13 protein-coding genes and 1 pseudogene are annotated in these 15,275 nt (G+C 75.8%); 8 read left to right on the forward strand and 6 right to left on the reverse strand.

Going from position 1 to position 15,275, the window contains the following annotated elements:
• Positions 1 to 2 precede the first annotated feature (2 nt).
• From GMA12_RS00530 to GMA12_RS00550, 5 genes are all read right to left on the reverse strand, one after another.
• Positions 3 to 860, reverse strand: a complete 858-nt coding sequence (locus tag GMA12_RS00530) for a DNA-methyltransferase (protein WP_162459281.1) — start codon at positions 858 to 860, stop codon at positions 3 to 5.
• Complete coding sequence (locus GMA12_RS00535; RefSeq protein WP_370829695.1) at positions 857 to 2,539, reverse strand: DEAD/DEAH box helicase; 1,683 nt, start codon at positions 2,537 to 2,539, stop codon at positions 857 to 859. The genes GMA12_RS00530 and GMA12_RS00535 overlap by 4 nt, the downstream gene beginning before the upstream one ends.
• Positions 2,540 to 2,886: 347 nt before the next feature.
• A complete protein-coding gene (locus tag GMA12_RS00540) occupies positions 2,887 to 3,123 on the reverse strand; it encodes a DUF3107 domain-containing protein (RefSeq protein ID WP_047803470.1) in 237 nt (78 codons plus the stop codon).
• Between the two features lie 54 nt (positions 3,124 to 3,177).
• Positions 3,178 to 3,795 carry a TetR/AcrR family transcriptional regulator gene (locus GMA12_RS00545; RefSeq protein ID WP_156266239.1) on the reverse strand — a complete coding sequence of 206 codons (618 nt, stop codon included), beginning with the start codon at positions 3,793 to 3,795 and terminating at the stop codon, positions 3,178 to 3,180.
• A 51-nt stretch (positions 3,796 to 3,846) separates the two neighbouring features.
• A complete protein-coding gene (locus GMA12_RS00550) occupies positions 3,847 to 5,172 on the reverse strand; it encodes a glutamyl-tRNA reductase (protein WP_162459282.1) in 1,326 nt (441 codons plus the stop codon).
• Positions 5,173 to 5,297: 125 nt separating this feature from the next.
• Here GMA12_RS00550 and hemE point away from each other — a divergent pair, with 125 nt between their 5' ends.
• The 8 genes and pseudogenes from hemE (at position 5,298) to hemL (ending at position 14,266) form a co-directional block, all read left to right on the forward strand.
• Entirely contained in the window at positions 5,298 to 6,503 is a 1,206-nt protein-coding gene (gene hemE / locus GMA12_RS00555; protein ID WP_156266241.1) for a uroporphyrinogen decarboxylase, read from the forward strand.
• Entirely contained in the window at positions 6,500 to 8,029 is a 1,530-nt protein-coding gene (hemG, locus tag GMA12_RS00560) for a protoporphyrinogen oxidase (RefSeq protein ID WP_370829698.1), read from the forward strand. The genes hemE and hemG overlap by 4 nt, the downstream gene beginning before the upstream one ends.
• A 4-nt stretch (positions 8,030 to 8,033) precedes the next feature.
• The gene (hemQ, locus tag GMA12_RS00565) at positions 8,034 to 8,783 is read left to right on the forward strand and encodes a hydrogen peroxide-dependent heme synthase (protein WP_156266243.1); all 750 of its coding nucleotides are present in this window, start codon (positions 8,034 to 8,036) and stop codon (positions 8,781 to 8,783) included.
• Positions 8,780 to 9,988 carry a ferrochelatase gene (locus tag GMA12_RS00570; RefSeq protein ID WP_156266245.1) on the forward strand — a complete coding sequence of 403 codons (1,209 nt, stop codon included), beginning with the start codon at positions 8,780 to 8,782 and terminating at the stop codon, positions 9,986 to 9,988. Before hemQ ends, GMA12_RS00570 begins: the two co-directional genes overlap by 4 nt.
• Positions 9,985 to 10,941, forward strand: a complete 957-nt coding sequence (gene hemC, locus GMA12_RS00575) for a hydroxymethylbilane synthase (RefSeq protein WP_162459283.1) — start codon at positions 9,985 to 9,987, stop codon at positions 10,939 to 10,941. Before GMA12_RS00570 ends, hemC begins: the two co-directional genes overlap by 4 nt.
• 95 nt (positions 10,942 to 11,036) lie before the next feature.
• A pseudogene (locus tag GMA12_RS18670) lies at positions 11,037 to 11,774 on the forward strand (uroporphyrinogen-III synthase); the annotation flags it as partial.
• 111 nt (positions 11,775 to 11,885) lie between these two features.
• A complete protein-coding gene (hemB, locus tag GMA12_RS18675) occupies positions 11,886 to 12,896 on the forward strand; it encodes a porphobilinogen synthase (protein WP_170301015.1) in 1,011 nt (336 codons plus the stop codon).
• Positions 12,897 to 12,949: 53 nt separating this feature from the next.
• Positions 12,950 to 14,266, forward strand: coding sequence for a glutamate-1-semialdehyde 2,1-aminomutase (gene hemL, locus GMA12_RS00585; RefSeq protein WP_156266249.1), 1,317 nt, complete (start codon positions 12,950 to 12,952; stop codon positions 14,264 to 14,266).
• Positions 14,267 to 14,288: 22 nt separating this feature from the next.
• On the opposite strand, the gene GMA12_RS00590 is transcribed toward hemL, so the two are convergent.
• Positions 14,289 to 15,143 (reverse strand): 3'-5' exonuclease, encoded by an 855-nt coding sequence (locus GMA12_RS00590; protein ID WP_156266251.1) that lies wholly within the window; start codon positions 15,141 to 15,143, stop codon positions 14,289 to 14,291.
• Positions 15,144 to 15,275: the final 132 nt, after the last annotated feature.

A 15,275-nucleotide genomic window follows, 5' to 3' on the forward strand; every position in this document is an offset into this window, starting at 1 on the left:
GCTCAGCTGCGCACGGCGGCGTGCGGCAGACGGGCCCGCATGACCTCGACCGCCTCCGGGTTGCAGTCCACGCACACGAACCGCCGGCCCAGCTGCTGGGCGGCGGCCCCGAGGGTCCCGGAGCCGGCGAAGAAGTCCAGCACCCAGTCCCCGCGGGCGGAGCTGGCCGCGACCATCCGCCGCACCAGGCCCACGGGCTTCTGGGTGGGGTAGCCGGTCTTCTCCCGCCCGGTGGGGGAGACGATGGTGTGCCACCACACGTCCGTGGGCAGCTTCCCCCGCTCCACCTTCTCGGGGGTCACCAGCCCCGGGGCCATGTAGGGCTCCCGGTCCACCTCCGTGCTGTCGAAGAGGTAGCGCTCCGGGTCCTTCACGTAGACCAGGACGTTGTCGTGCTTGGCCGGCCATCGGCGGCGCGAGCGCCCGCCGTAGTCGTAGGCCCAGATGATCTCGTTGAGGAAGCACTCCCGGCCGAAGATCGTGTCCAGCATGACCTTGGCGTAGTGCACCTCCCGGTAGTCCAGGTGCAGGTACAGCGTCCCGTCGTCGGCCAGCACCCGCCACGCCTCCCGCAGCCGGGGCTCCAGGAAGCCCCAGTAGTCGGCGAACGCGTCGTCGTAGCTGCGCAGCGCGCCCAGCACCGTCGTGTAGGAGCGACCGGCGAAGCCGGTCCGGTCGCCCTCCCCGTCCACCGCGGGGGTCATGCTGGAGGCGCGCCGGCGCTGGGTGCGGCCCGTGTTGAAGGGCGGGTCCACGTAGATCATGCGGAAGGCCCCGCCGGGCAGACGCCGCAGGAGATCCAGGTTCTCCGCGGCGACCACCGCGTCGGGGCCCTCGGCGTCGAAGACGAAGGGGATCACTCGCCGTCGGTGCCGCTCTGCGCCCGCTGGGCCTCGCCGCCCTGGCCGCCGCGCCGGCGCCGGCGCCGGCGGGTGGTGCCGTCGGAGGTGCGCTCCACCGAGGTCTCCCGGGCGGCCTCCGGGGCCTCTCCGCGCCGCTCGCCCGCCGCCGGGGTGTCCTCCCGGCGGCTCCGGCGCTCGCCGCGGTCCTCCGGGTTCCGGTCCTGGCCCCGGCGGGGGCCGCCGCCGGAGCGGGTCGCGTCACGGTCGCGGGAGCGCCCGCCCCGGCCCTCGCCGCGGGGGCCGGCCTTGCGCCCGCCGGGCTCGCCGAGGTCCTCGAGCACCTCGGCCTCGAGCCCGGCGTGGGTGCGCTTGGAGCGGGGCAGCCGGCCCTTGGTGCCCTTGGGGATGCCCAGGTCCTCGTACAGGTGCTCCGAGGAGGAGTAGGTCTCCCGCGGCTCGGGGATGCCCAGCTCGAGGGCCTTGTCGATGAGCCGCCAGCGGGGCACGTCGTCCCAGTCCACGAACGTCACGGCGGTGCCCTTGTTGCCGGCGCGCCCGGTGCGCCCCGTGCGGTGCAGGTAGGTCTTCTCGTCCTCGGGGCACTGGAAGTTGATGACGTGCGTGACGTCCTCGACGTCGATGCCGCGGGCGGCGACGTCGGTGGCCACGAGCACGTCCACCTTGTTGTTGCGGAAGGCCCGCAGGGCCTGCTCGCGCGCCCCCTGCCCGAGGTCGCCGTGCAGCGGGGCGGCGGCGAAGCCGCGGGAGATCAGCTCGTCCGCCAGCTTGGCGGCGGCGCGCTTGGTCTTCGTGAAGACGATCGTGCGCCCGCGGCCCTCGGCCTGCAGGATCCGGGCCACGACCTCGTCCTTGTCGAGGTGGTGGGCCCGGTAGACGACCTGGCGGATGTCCTTCTTGGTGGCGCCCTCGTCCGGCGCGGCGGCCCGGATGTGCATGGGCTTGGTCATGTAGCGCCGGGCCATGGCCACCACGGGGCCGGGCATCGTCGCGGAGAAGAGCATGGTCTGGCGGACCTCGGGCACCGCCGCGAGGAGCTTCTCGACGTCGGGCAGGAAGCCCAGGTCCAGCATCTCGTCGGCCTCGTCGAGGACCACGGCGCGCACCGCGGAGAGGTCGAGGTGGCGCTGCCGGTTGAGGTCGATGAGCCGGCCCGGGGTGCCCACGACCACTTCGACGCCGCGCTGGAGCTCCTCGATCTGGGGCTCGTAGGCCCGGCCGCCGTAGATCGTGGCCACGCGGGCGTCCCGGGTCCGCGCGGCGGTCGAGAGGTCCTGGCCGACCTGGACGGCCAGCTCGCGCGTGGGCACCACGATGAGGGCCTGGGGGGCGCCCGGCTTCTTCAGCTGGTCCCAGCCGGCGTCGCCGCGGCCGACGACGCGCTGCACCACGGGGATGCCGAAGCCCAGGGTCTTGCCGGTGCCGGTCTTCGCCTGGCCGATGATGTCCTGCCCGGACAGGGCCACCGGCAGGGTCATGGCCTGGATGGGGAAGGGGTGGACGATGCCCTCGGCGGCGAGGGAGTCCACGATGTCCTGGCGCACCCCGAACTCGCCGAAGCCCTGCGGCAGCGGCTGGGGGTGCTCGTCGGTCTCCACGACGACGTCGGGGGTGCCGACCGGCGTCGCTTCGCCGGGTGTGAGGTCCTCGGGTGCGGTGTCGGTGATGTAGTCGGTCACGATGCGGGTTCCTTCGTTCGGGCACGCCCGCGCCAGGGGCGCGGACCGGGGTCCGGCCTCGGGCCGCCGTGGTGGCGGCCGCCGGGGGCGTGCGGTGGGTGGAAGCCGATCGCGAGCGTGCGCCGCCCCGACCGGGCGCGCCACGGGATCGTGGGGCCCGGCTCCGGTCCCGTGCGCGGCCGCCGTGCGGGGCCTGGTCGCCGGGAGCGGGGGCGAGAAGGTGTCTGTTCGTTCGTGGGATCGCGGGTACGACCGGTCATCCAGTGCGCTTAACAGTGTAGCCCGACGACCGCGCACACTCCGTGCGGTCGCCGGGCCGGGGTCCGCCGTGCTCGGCGGGTGGGCGCTCAGTCGTCCTTCGTGAAGGGCATGAACCCCACGGGGCGCTTCTGCTCGGCGCCGACGGCGGCGTAGCCGATGACGTTCGCGGGGACGACGGTCACGTTGCCCTTCGCGTCGGTGAGGGTCAGCGGGGTCCCGGAGGAGATGGCCGCGGTGATCTGCTCGACGGCTTCCTGCGCCTCGAGCGCGGAGTCGACGACGATCTCCCTCGCGACGTGCTGAACACCGATCTTGATCTCCATGGGTCCTCCTCGAGTGCGGGGTGCGGGTGCGTCCCGGTCAGTCTAGGGAGGGGCCTACTCCCAGTCCTCGTCGATCACCGAGATTCCGCCCCAAGCTAAACGGAAGATCTGCCGCTGGGCCTCGGCGCGCCCGCCGGTGCCCGGGTTGCGGATCCAGTGCACCGCCGCGGTCTGCGCCATGCCCGTCAGGGACCGGGAGACGAGCACCGCGTGCGGGTGGCTGAGCCCCGCGTTGGGCCCGAGCACCGTGGCGATCGCGTCGGCCACGGTCAGGTGGAAGGTCTCGAACCGTTCGGCGACCTCGGGGTCCGCGAGCAGGTCCGACTCGAAGATCAGCCGGTGGGCCTCCGGGTTGGCCTCCACGAAGCCGAAGTAGACGTCCAGCATGGACTCCACCCGCTCGCGGTTGACCTCGCTGCCCCGCAGCGCGGCGACGAGGGCCTCCGAGAGCTCCTGGAGGTAGTAGTCGACGAGCGCCAGGTAGAGCTCGCGCTTGCCGGGGAAGTGCTGGTACAGCACCGGCTTGCTCACCTGGGCGGCGTCCGCGATGTCGTCCATCGACGACCCGTGGTAGCCGTTGGAGGAGAACACGGTCAGCGCCGTCTCCAGCAGCTGCCGGCGGCGTGCCTCCCGCGGCAGGCGCGCGGGGCGGCCTCTCCTGGTCTCAGTCATGAACCGTTCCTCCTCAACCGGCCGGCGGAGCCGGCCGCACGAAATGCTGCCCTACCCTGCCGCCTTCGGACGGTGGTCGATCTCCGTGGCCGGAGCAGGGGCCGGGGGCGCGGTCCGTTCGGCCGGGGCCGCGGGGACCTCGATGCCGTACAGGGCCTCCAGGCCGGTGATGTACTCGTCCTGCCGGCCCTGCGCGGCGAGCTCCCGCGCGCGCACGGTCGGGGTGTGCAGCAGGGAGCGCACCATGCGACGCATGGCCAGCTCGATCTGCTCCTTCGCGGCCGTGCAGCCGTGGTGCGACGTGACCTTCTCGAGCTCGGCGTCGAGCACCGCCATGGTGTGCCGGCGCAGCGCGACGATCGCGGCGTCCATGTCCCGCCCGTCCTGGCTCGCGGCGAACTCCTGGGCGGCGTGCTCCACGATCCCGGTCGCGGCCTCGACCGACTCCAAGGTCTCCTCGGGAGCGGCCAGGCGCACCGACTCCAGGGTGATCAGGTCCACGCCGGGCAGGTCCGCCACGGCCGGGTCGAAGTCGCGGGTGAGCGCCAGGTCGACGACGGTGCGCGGCCCGGCGGGCAGCGCGGACGCGCCCATGGGGGAGGAGCCGCCGCTGCAGCCGATCACCACGTCGGCGCGCTCCAGGGCGGCCGGCAGCCCCGCGGGCTCCACCGGGGTCCCGCCGCGGTTCTGCGTGAACTGCTCGGCGCGGCCGGAGGCGGAGAACACCTCGATGTCGGCGCAGCCGCGGTCGCGCAGGGCGGCCATGGTCGCCCCGGCGTAGGCGCCGGTGCCGAACACGAGGGCCCGACGCGAGGCCCAGGTGCCGGTCGTGACGTCGTCGGCGAGGTCCAGGGCCACGGAGACGATCGACCGGCCCCGCTCGCCCAGCGCGGTCTGCGTGCCCACCTTCCGCGCCGTGCGCGCGGCCGCCTCGAACAGGCGCAGGAGCCGACCGGAGGCGGTGCCCGCCTGCTGGGCGTCGTTGAGCGCCCGCCGGACCTGCCCGGTGATCTCGCGCTCGCCCACCACGGCGGACTCCAGCCCCGAGACGACCGTGAAGAGGTGTCGCGCGGCGCCCGAGTCGGTGAAGACCCGCAGCGAGCCGGTGACGAACTCCGGGTCGAGCCCGGAGCGGGAGCCGATCTGCTCGGCGAGCTCCGCGAGGACCTCGTCCAGGGCGGCCTGCGGGGAGGCGCCCGGCGCGGGGGCGAGCTCGCCGTAGAGCTCCAGCCGGTTGCACGTGGACAGGGTCACGGCCCCCTGGAGCCGGCCGGCGCCGACCATCTCCTCGGACAGGCCGAGGGCACCGGTGCTGAGACGCGCAACGGTGTTCAGATCGACGTTCTGGTGGGAGGCGACGAGTGCGAAGAGGACCACAGTCCATTCATACTAGACGGTCACCGTGCGTGCGCGCCTCGGTGACGCGTGAGAGGCCGCTCACTCCGGGCGGTGACGCTGCGTCGGTAAACGACGTCGGTGTTCCTTGGCACAATGGAGGCACTATGCCTACCACCCCTGAGACGGCGAGCACGCCGGACACGTCGACCGCAGCCGTTCCCGGGCATTCCACGGGCGGCACCCACCCCACGACGGCGTTCGACCGCCTGACCGGATCGCTCGGGGCGCTGCCGGAGCGCCACCCGCTGCGCGCCGCCGGGACGATGGACGCGCCGCTGCTGCAGGCGCTCACCGGCCGCACGCCCGACCGCCGCCCGGTGTGGTTCATGCGGCAGGCCGGCCGCTCGCTGCCGGAGTACCGCAGCCTGCGCCAGGGCACCGCGATGCTCGACGCCTGTCTCGACCCGGCGATGGCCGCCGAGATCACGCTCCAGCCGGTGCGCCGCCACGACGTGGACGCCGCCATCTTCTTCTCCGACATCGTCGTGCCCATGCGCGTGGCCGGCGTGGACGTCGAGATCGTCCCGGGCCGCGGCCCCGTCCTGGAGCACCCGGTCCGCACCGCCGCGGACGTCGCCGCGCTCCCGGAGCTGGCGGACGCCGCCCTGGACCCCATCCGGGAGGCCGTCGCCCGCACCGTCGCGGAGCTCGGGGCCACCCCGCTGATCGGCTTCGCCGGCGCCCCCTTCACCGTGGCCGCCTACATGGTGGAGGGCGGGCCCTCGCGGGACCACCTCCTGCCGCGCACGATGATGCACGCCGACCCCGCCGCGTGGCGGGCGCTGGCGGAGTGGGCGGCCCGGACCTCCGGGGCGTTCCTGCGCGCCCAGGTCGAGGCGGGCGCCTCGGCCGTGCAGCTGTTCGACTCCTGGGCGGGCTCCCTCTCGCTGACCGACTACCGGGCGCACGTGCTGGAGCACTCGACGGCCGCGCTCGGGGCCGTCGCCGACCTCGCCGTGCCCCGCGTGCACTTCGGGACCGGCACCGGCGAGCTGCTCGCGGCCATGCGCGACGCCGGCGCGGACGCCGTCGGCGTCGACTACCGGCTGCCCCTCGAGGAGGCCAACCGCCGGCTCGGCGGCCGCACGGTGCTCCAGGGCAACATCGACCCCGCCCTGCTCGCGGCCCCGTGGCCGGTGCTGACCGAGCACGTGCGCGAGGTGCTGCGCGGCGGGGACCGGGCGCCCGGCCACGTCGTCAACCTCGGCCACGGCGTCCCGCCCGGGACCGATCCCCAGGTGCTGACCGATCTCGTGGGCTTCGTCCACGACCAGCCGGTGGAGCGGGCCCCGCGCGGGAGCACGCCGTGAGCCCCCGGCCCGCCGGGCGGCCGGCCCCGCCCCGCTCCGCCCTCGTGGTCGGCGGCGGCGTCGCCGGCCTCGTGGCCGCCCACGACCTCGCCGCCCGGGGCCTGCGCGTCACGCTGGTCGAGGCGGAGGACCACCTGGGCGGCGCCGTCGGCGCCCACCAGGTGGCCGGTCTCGTCATGGACTCCGGCGCGGAGTCCTTCGCGACGCGCTCCCGGGCGGTGCCCGACCTCCTGGAGGAGCTCGGGCTGGGCGACCGCGTGGTGCAGCCCCGCCGGGGCGGCTCCTGGCTGTTCCTGCCCGAGGGCGCGGTCCCCGCACCGGACTCCGGGATCCTGGGCATCCCCGCCGATCCGACCGCCCCGCGGCTGCGGGCCGCCATCGGCCGCGCAGGCGTGGTCCGGGCCGGCCTCGACCGCCGGCTGCCCGCCTTCGTCGGCATGACCGAGCGCTCCCTGGGCGGTCTCGTCCGGGTGCGGATGGGGGAGCGGGTGCTGGAGCGGCTCGTCGCCCCGTTCACCACGGGCGTGCACTCCGCCCACCCCGACGACCTCGACGTCGACGCGGTGGCCCCCGGCCTGCGCCGGGCCCTGCGCGAGCACGGCTCGCTCGGCGCCGCGGCCGGGGCCCTGCGCCGCGCCGCGCCCGCGGGGGCGAACGTGGCCGGGCTGCGCGGCGGGATGAACGCCCTGTCCGAGGGGCTCGTGCGCGAGCTCGAGCGCGCGGGCGTGAAGCTGGTCACCGACTACGACGTCATCGCCCTGGACCGCGATCCCCGTCGCGAGGGCTGGATGGTCATCCAGCGCCAGCCCCGCCGCGGCGAGAAGACCGCGGTGGCCCGCGGGGAGCTGCTGGTCGTGGCCACGGACGGCGCGACCGCCGTCCGGCTCCTGGCCGGGCACCGCCACGAGCTCCAGCGCTTCACCCCGGAACCGGGACCCCAGGTGGCCCTCGCCACCCTCGTGGTGGACGAACCGCGCCTGGACGGCGCGCCCCGGGGCACGGGGCTGCTCGTCAGTGAGGACGCCCGCGCGGTGCGCGCCAAGGCCCTGACCCACGCCACCGCCAAGTGGGACTGGCTGCGGGAGGCCGCCGGCCCGGGCCGGCACGTGCTGCGCCTGTCCTACGGCCGCGCCCAGCCCGACGCCTCCGCCGTGCCCCCCGAGGTCGCCCTGCCTGACGAGCAGCTGATCCGGCTCGCGCTCTCCGACGCCTCGACCCTGATAGGGGTGCCCCTGCGTCCCGCGCAGCTGGCCGGCGCGGACATCGTGCGCTGGCGCTCGGCGCTGCCCCGCGCGGGGGTCGGCCACGCCCGCCGGGTGGCGGAGTTCCGCCGGGCGCTGGCGCAGCTGCCCGACGCCGTCGCCGTCGGCGGCTGGCTGGCCGGCACGGGGCTCGCCTCCGTCGTCGCCGACACCCGCTCCCAGGTCCGCGCGCTCCTCGCCGAGGCCGGCGTCCCGGAGGCCGCCGCGCCGCCCGGGTCCGGGCCGGCCCGGACCGACATCGACCCCACCCGACGAAAGGACTGAATCCTTGAGCCACGACACCAGGCCGCAGTCGCACGACGGCCGTCCCGCCGCCGAGCCCGGACAGGCGCAGGAGGGGGGTGCGGAGCGGCTCTACTGGGCCGTCTGGACCGTGTTCGCCCGGCCCGCCGGGCCCTCCGGCGCGGCCTCCGCCGATCCCGACGGGGCCGCCGCGGAGTTCGACGGCGTCGTCGAGCAGCTGGCCGCCGAGGGCGTGACGCTGCGCGGGGTCTACGACGTCTCCGGGATGCGCGAGGACGCCGACGTCCTGACCTGGCTGCACGGCGAGGACCCGCAGGCCCTGCAGGCGGCGGTCCGCCGGCTGCGCCGCACCGGCCTGCTGGCCGGCACCGCCCAGGTCTGGAACGCGATGGGCGTCCACCGGGAGGCCGAGTTCACCCGCAACCACTCCCCGTCCTTCGCCCGGGGAGTCCCGGCCGAGCAGTGGGTGTGCGTCTACCCGTTCGTGCGCTCCTACGAGTGGTACTACATGAACCCCCAGCGCCGCGGCGAGATGCTGCGCAACCACGGCATGGCCGCCCGGGACTACCCCCAGGTCCTGGCCAACACCATCGCCTGCTTCGGGCTCAACGACTTCGAGTGGCTGCTGGCCCTGGAGGCGCCCGAGCTCGTGGACCTCGTGGACGTGATGCGGGCCTTCCGCAACACGGAGGCCCGGCTGCACGTGCGCGAGGAGACGCCCTTCTACACCGGCCGCCGGATCGGCACCCAGGAGATCGCGGAGGTGCTGCGATGACCGCCGAGAGCGACCTGTCCCGCGCCCGCGCCCACCGGCCCGAGGACTACGACGCCGTCATCCTCTCCTCCTTCGGCGGCCCCGAGGGCCAGGACGACGTCCTGCCCTTCCTGCGCAACGTCACGAAGGGCCGCGGCATCCCCGACGAGCGGCTCGAGGAGGTCGCCACCCACTACCGGGCCAACGGCGGCGTGAGCCCCATCAACGACCAGAACCGCGCGCTGCGCTCCGCCCTCGAGGCGGAGCTGCTGGGCCGGGGGATGCACGTGCCCGTGCTCTGGGCCAACCGCAACTGGGCCCCCTACGTGACCGACGTGGTCCGGGAGTGCCACGCCCGGGGCATGCGCCGCCTGCTGGTGCTGGCCACGAGCGCGTACTCGAGCTATTCCGGGTGCCGGCAGTACCGCGAGGACTACGGCGTCGCGCTCGAGGAGCTCGGCCTGCGGGACGAGATGCACATCGACAAGGTGCATCAGTACTACGACTCCGAGGGGTTCGTGCAGCCGTTCGTCGAGGGACTCCGGGACGGCCTCGCACAGGTGCGGGACCGGCTGGGCGCCGAGGGCGGGCGGATCGCCATCCTGTTCTGCACCCACTCCATCCCGACCACCGACGCCGAGGCGTCCGGGCCGGCGCGGATGGACTTCGAGGAGAACTCCGCGTACGTGGCGCAGCACCTCGCCGTCGCCCGGACCGTGCTCGAGCGCGTCGGGCCGGAGGAGCTGGGGGACCACACCTGGGACCTCGTCTACCAGTCCCGCTCCGGGCCCCCGCAGGTGCCGTGGCTCGAGCCGGACGTCAACGACGCCCTCGAGGAGGTCGCCGCGCGCGGGGTCGCCGGCGCGGTGCTGGTGCCGCTGGGCTTCGTCTCCGACCACATGGAGGTCAAGTGGGACCTCGACACCGAGGCCCTCGAGACCTGCGAGCGGCTGGGCGTGCCGGCCGTCCGCACCCCGACCGCCGGCACGCACCCGGCCTTCGTGTCCGGGCTGGCCGACCTCGTCGAGCAGCGGGTCGCCGGGCGCGCCGCGCCGCCGCGGACCTCCGCGTGCGCCCAGGGCACGTGGTTCGACGACTGCGCCCCCGACTGCTGCGTGAAGGTGCTGCGGGGTGCCGCCGGGCCGCGCCCGACCATCGCCCAGCGGCCCGAGGGCGACCCGATCCCCGTCGACCTCGACGAGTCGGGGGAGGTGCGGTACGCGTGACGGCCGAGACCGCCCCGGACCGGCCCGTCCTCCGGGTCGGGACCCGTGGCTCCCAGCTGGCCCTGACCCAGACGGGCACGGCGGCGCGCGCCGTGGCGGCCGCGGGCGGGCTCGAACCGGAGCTCGTCACGATCCGCACGGAGGGTGACGTCCTGACCGGCCCGCTCTCCCAGATGGGCGGCACCGGGGTCTTCGCCACGGCCCTGCGCGCGGCGCTGCTGGCCGGTTCGGTGGACCTGGCCGTGCACTCGCTCAAGGACCTGCCCACCGCCCCCGTGCCCGGTCTCGAGGTGGCCGCGGTGCCGGAGCGGGAGGACCCCCGGGACGCCCTGTGCGCCCGCGACGGGCTCACCCTGGCGCAGCTGCCGGCCGGGGCGAAGGTCGGCACCGGCTCGCCGCGGCGGGCGGCGCAGGTGCGCGCCGCCCGCCCGGACCTGGAGATCGTGGACATCCGCGGCAACGTCGGCACCCGCCTGGCCCGCGTGGCCCCCGGCGACCTCGACGCCGTGGTCCTCGCCGCCTCGGGGCTGCACCGGCTGGGCAGGCAGGACGCGATCACCGAGCTGATCGACCCGTCCGTGATGCTCCCGGCACCGGGCCAGGGCGCCCTGGCCCTGGAGTGCCGGACCGAGGACGCCGCCGGGGACGCTCCGCTCGCCGTCGGCCTGGCCGCGGTGGACCACCTGGAGACGCGGCTCGCCGTGACCGCCGAGCGGGCGCTGCTGACCCGCCTCGAGGCCGGCTGCGCCGCCCCCGTCGGCACCTACGGGCGGCTCCGGGGCGGCGAGCTGGTGCTCGACGTGGTCGTGGCCGACCCGGACGGCAGCCGGGTGATGCGCCGCGGCGGCAGCACGGCGGAGCGCACCGTCGACGCGGCCCGGGAGCTGGGCACCCGGCTGGCCGACGAGCTGCTCGCCGACGGCGCCGGCCGGTTGGCCCGGTTGACGCTCTGAGACCCGTGCCGCGCCCCGGCCACGACGACCGCTCCGGCGCCCTGCGCGGGGCCCGGGTCGTCGTCACGCGCTCCGCCGGGCGGGCCCGGGAGCTCGTGGCACTGCTGCGCGCGGACGGGGTCCGCGTCCGGCTGGCGCCGCTGCTCGAGCCGACCCTGCCGGAGGACACCGCGGCGCTGTCCGCGCTGCTGGACCGCGCGGCGGCACCCGGGCCCGCGAGGCGCACCTGGCTGGCGGTCACCTCGGTCAACACCGTGCGCGCCCTGCAGGCGGTGGCCGGCGCCCCCGGCCCGTCGCAGCTGGGCGCGCGGCTGGCCGCGGCCAGGAGCGCGGGACTGCGCGTGGCGGCGGTGGGGGACGCCACGGCCGCGGCCCTCGCGGACGCCGGGCTGGCCCCGGACCTCGTCCCCGGCACGGCGCACTCGGCCGCGGGGCTGCTCGCGGACTGGCCGGCCGAACCGGCCCCCGGCACCGTCCTGCTGCCGCTCTCCGCCCGGGCCCGGCCGACCCTCGAGGCGGGTCTCACCGCGAAGGGGTACCGTGTCCTCACGGCCACGGCCTACGACACGGTCCCGTGGCCGGCCCCGGAGCCCCTCGTGCCCGAGACCGCGCCCGACGCCGGCGCCGTGCCGACGCTGGACCGGGCCGGGCTCCTGGCGGCCCTGGCCGCCGGTGAGGCCGACGCGGTGGTGCTCACCGCGCCCTCCCACCTCGCCGAACTGGTGGGCGAGGACCCCGCCGTGCTGGCGGGCACCGCCCTCGTGGCCATCGGCGAACCGACCCGGCAGGCGGCCGCCGACCGCGGCCTGACCGCCCTCGCGGCGGCCCGGCCCACCCCGGAGGCGGTCCGCGCCGCCCTCGCCCGCGCCCTCACGGGCCCCGCCGGGCCGCGGCGCCCGGAACCGACGACACCGACGACATCCCCGACCGAGGAGACGACTCCCGTGACCCACCGAACCCCGCGCTACGACCTCGTGTCCCGGCCCCGCCGGCTGCGCACCACTCCCGCCGTGCGGCGCCTGGCCGCCCAGACCCGGGTGCACCCGTCCGACCTCATCCTCCCGGTGTTCGTGCGGGAGGGCCTCACCGAGCCCGCCCCGCTCGGCTCCATGCCGGGCGTCGTCCAGCACTCCATGGACTCCCTCCGCCGCGCCGCGGCCGAGGTGGCGGCCAAGGGCCTGGGCGGGATCATGCTCTTCGGCGTGCCCGCGCAGCGGGACGCCCTGGGCAGCGCCGGGTGCGACCCCGAGGGCGTCCTGAACCGTGCCCTGCGCGCCGTGCGCGCCGAGGTCGGCGACGACACGGTGGTCATGGCCGACCTGTGCCTCGACGAGTTCACCGACCACGGGCACTGCGGCGTCCTGGCCGAGGACGGGACCGTGGACAACGACGCGACCCTGGAGGTCTACGGCCGGATGGCCGTGGCCCAGGCCGAGGCGGGCGCCCACGTGCTCGGGCCCTCCGGCATGATGGACGGCCAGGTCGGGGTGATCCGCGCCGCCCTCGACGAGGCGGGCCGGCCCGACGTGGCCGTCCTGGCCTACTCCGCGAAGTACTCCTCGGCGTTCTACGGCCCGTTCCGGGAGGCGGTGGACTCGCAGCTGCAGGGCGACCGGCGCACCTACCAGATGGATCCCGCCAACCGGCGTGAGGCGCTGCACGAGCTGCAGCTGGACCTGGACGAGGGCGCCGACATGGTCATGGTCAAGCCCGCCATGAGCTACCTCGACATCCTGCGCGACGTCGCCGAGGTCTCCCCGGTGCCCGTCTCCGCGTACCAGATCTCCGGGGAGTACGCCATGATCGAGGCCGCCGCGGCCAACGGGTGGATCGACCGGCGCGCCGCCGTCCAGGAGTCGGTGCTCTCCATCCGCCGCGCGGGGGCCGACTCCGTGCTGACCTACTTCGCCGTCGAGCTCGCGGACTGGTTCCGCGAGGAGAACGGCCTCTCCTGAACCCCACCCTCCCCCGAGCCGGCACCCCCGGCGGAAGGAAGCAGACAGAACCCATGAGCGTTTCCCAGGAACTCTTCGACCGAGCCCGCAAGGTCATGCCCGGCGGGGTCAACTCGCCGGTGCGCGCCTTCGCCTCCGTGGGCGGCACCCCGCCGTTCATCACCGCGGCCAAGGGCCCGTACCTCACCGACGTCGACGGCCGCGAGTACGTCGACCTCGTCAGCTCGTGGGGGCCCGCCCTCATCGGCCACTCCCACCCCGCGGTGATCGAGGCGGTGCACGAGGCCGTGGAGCGGGGCCTGTCCTTCGGGGCGACCACCCGCGGCGAGACCGAGCTCGCCGAGCTGGTCGTCGACCGGATCGGCGCGATCGACGAGCTGCGGATGGTCTCGACCGGCACCGAGGCGGCCATGACCGCGATCCGCCTGGCGCGCGGCGTGACCGGCCGGGACCTGATCGTGAAGTTCGCCGGCTGCTACCACGGCCACGTCGACTCCCTGCTGTCCGAGGCGGGCTCCGGCGTCGCGACCCTGGCCCTGCCCGGCTCGGCCGGCGTCACCGCGGCCACCGCCGCGGAGACCCTCGTGCTTCCCTACAACGACCTCGCCGCCGTGGAGGAGGCCTTCGCCGCCCACCCGGGCCGGATCGCGGCCGTCATCACCGAGGGCGCCCCCGCCAACATGGGCGTCGTGACGCCCCTCGAGGGCTTCAACGCGGGCCTGCGCCGGCTCACGCGCGAGCACGGCGCGCTGATGATCTTCGACGAGGTGCTGACCGGCTTCCGCGTGCACGAGGCCGGCTATTGGGGGCTCACCGCGGCCGGCGAGGACGGCTGGGAGCCGGACCTGTTCATGTTCGGCAAGGTCATCGGCGGCGGGCTGCCCGTGGCCGGGGTGGGCGGCCGCGCCGACGTGATGAACCACCTGGCGCCGCTGGGTCCCGTCTACCAGGCGGGCACGCTGTCCGGGAACCCGGTGGCGATGGCCGCGGGCGCGGCGACGCTGCGCACCGCGGACCGGATCGCCTACCAGACCGTCGACCGCCGGTCGGCCCAGCTGCAGGAGGCCGTGCGCGCCGCGCTGGACGAGGCCGGGGTGGACCACTCGATCCAGTCCGCCGGCAGCCTGTTCTCGGTGGCCTTCGGCACCTCGGCCACCGGCGTGCACGACTACGCGCAGGCCCGGGCGCAGGAGGCGTTCCGCTACCCGGCCTTCTTCCACGCGATGCTGGACCAGGGCGTGTACCTGCCCCCGTCCGTGTTCGAGGCGTGGTTCCTCTCCGCCGCCCACGACGACGCGGCCATGGACCGGATCGTCTCCGCCCTGCCCGCAGCGGCGCGGGCCGCCGCCGAGGCCCGGCCCGCCGCCTGAGCACGGACCGTCCCGGGGACGCTCAGGCGTCCTCGGGACGGCGCAGCGGCCAGGCGCCGTCCACCACCGCGTCCGGCCGGGTCCGGCGGAAGTACTCCTGCAGGCTCGCGGCCTGCTCCGCCGCCCAGACCACCTGGTCCTCGTGCAGCTCGGCGGCCGGGCGCACGAGCTCGGGGAACCGCCGCGCCATCAGCACCGCCAGCCGCTCGGTGGCCACCGAGTCCGCCGCCGAGGTGTGCGCGGCGGTGAGCTCGACCCCGTACTCCTCGCACAGCGCCCCGAGGGTGCGCTTGCCCCGCCGGTACCGGTGCACCTGCTTGTTCAGGACGTAGGGGTCGAGCACCGGGAACGGCTGCGGCACCTCGACTCCGTGCCGCCGCCCCTCGTGGGCGAGGACCGTGAAGTCGTAGGAGGCGTTGAACACCAGCACGGGCGTCCCGGCCGCGAACAGCTCGGCCAGGACCCGGGCGATCTGCGCGACGACCTCCGCCGCCGGCCGGCCCTCGGCGCGGGCCCGCTCGGTGCTCACCCCGTGCACGGCCGCCGCCTCCTCGGGGATCTCCACCCCCGGGTCCGCCAGCCACTCCCACTCGTCCGTCACCGCGCCGGAGGCGTCCGTGCGCACGACGGACGCCGTGACGATGCGGGCGGTGTGCGGGTCCCGTCCGGTCGTCTCCAGGTCGAAGGCCGCCCGCGGCCCCTCGGTCCACGCCGGGGCGGCGCCGGGCGCGCCCGGCGGAGGGTCGAGCTCGAACAGGACGTCCTGCTCCGCGTCGGCGCCGGCCGCCGAGGGCGCCGGCGGCGCGGCGCGCAGCGGCGCGGCGTCGAACAGGGGCGGCTGGTCGGTGGGCTCGGCAGGGCGTGAGGGCGAGGACATGGATCCACCGTACCGGCCCCCTCCGACCCGCCAGGCCGCGCCGCCGGGCACGACCGGCCGGCCGGCCCGGCGGCGGATCCCTCCCCGCGGCGCGCGGGCCCCGGGACCGCACCATGATGACGCCTGCCCGCT

It is taken from the genome of Kocuria sediminis (assembly GCF_009735315.1).
Lineage (GTDB): Bacteria > Actinomycetota > Actinomycetes > Actinomycetales > Micrococcaceae > Kocuria > Kocuria turfanensis.

Bases quoted from the DNA above. Each gene is read 5' to 3' on its own strand.
- GMA12_RS00540 (WP_047803470.1), bottom strand. From the start codon at position 3,123: ATGGAGATCAAGATCGGTGTTCAGCACGTCGCGAGGGAGATCGTCGTC.
- GMA12_RS00545 (WP_156266239.1), bottom strand. From the start codon at position 3,795: ATGACTGAGACCAGGAGAGGCCGCCCCGCGCGCCTGCCGCGGGAGGCA.
- hemE (WP_156266241.1), top strand. From the start codon at position 5,298: ATGCCTACCACCCCTGAGACGGCGAGCACGCCGGACACGTCGACCGCA.
- GMA12_RS00570 (WP_156266245.1), top strand. From the start codon at position 8,780: ATGACCGCCGAGAGCGACCTGTCCCGCGCCCGCGCCCACCGGCCCGAG.
- hemL (WP_156266249.1), top strand. From the start codon at position 12,950: ATGAGCGTTTCCCAGGAACTCTTCGACCGAGCCCGCAAGGTCATGCCC.
- GMA12_RS00590 (WP_156266251.1), bottom strand. From the start codon at position 15,143: ATGTCCTCGCCCTCACGCCCTGCCGAGCCCACCGACCAGCCGCCCCTG.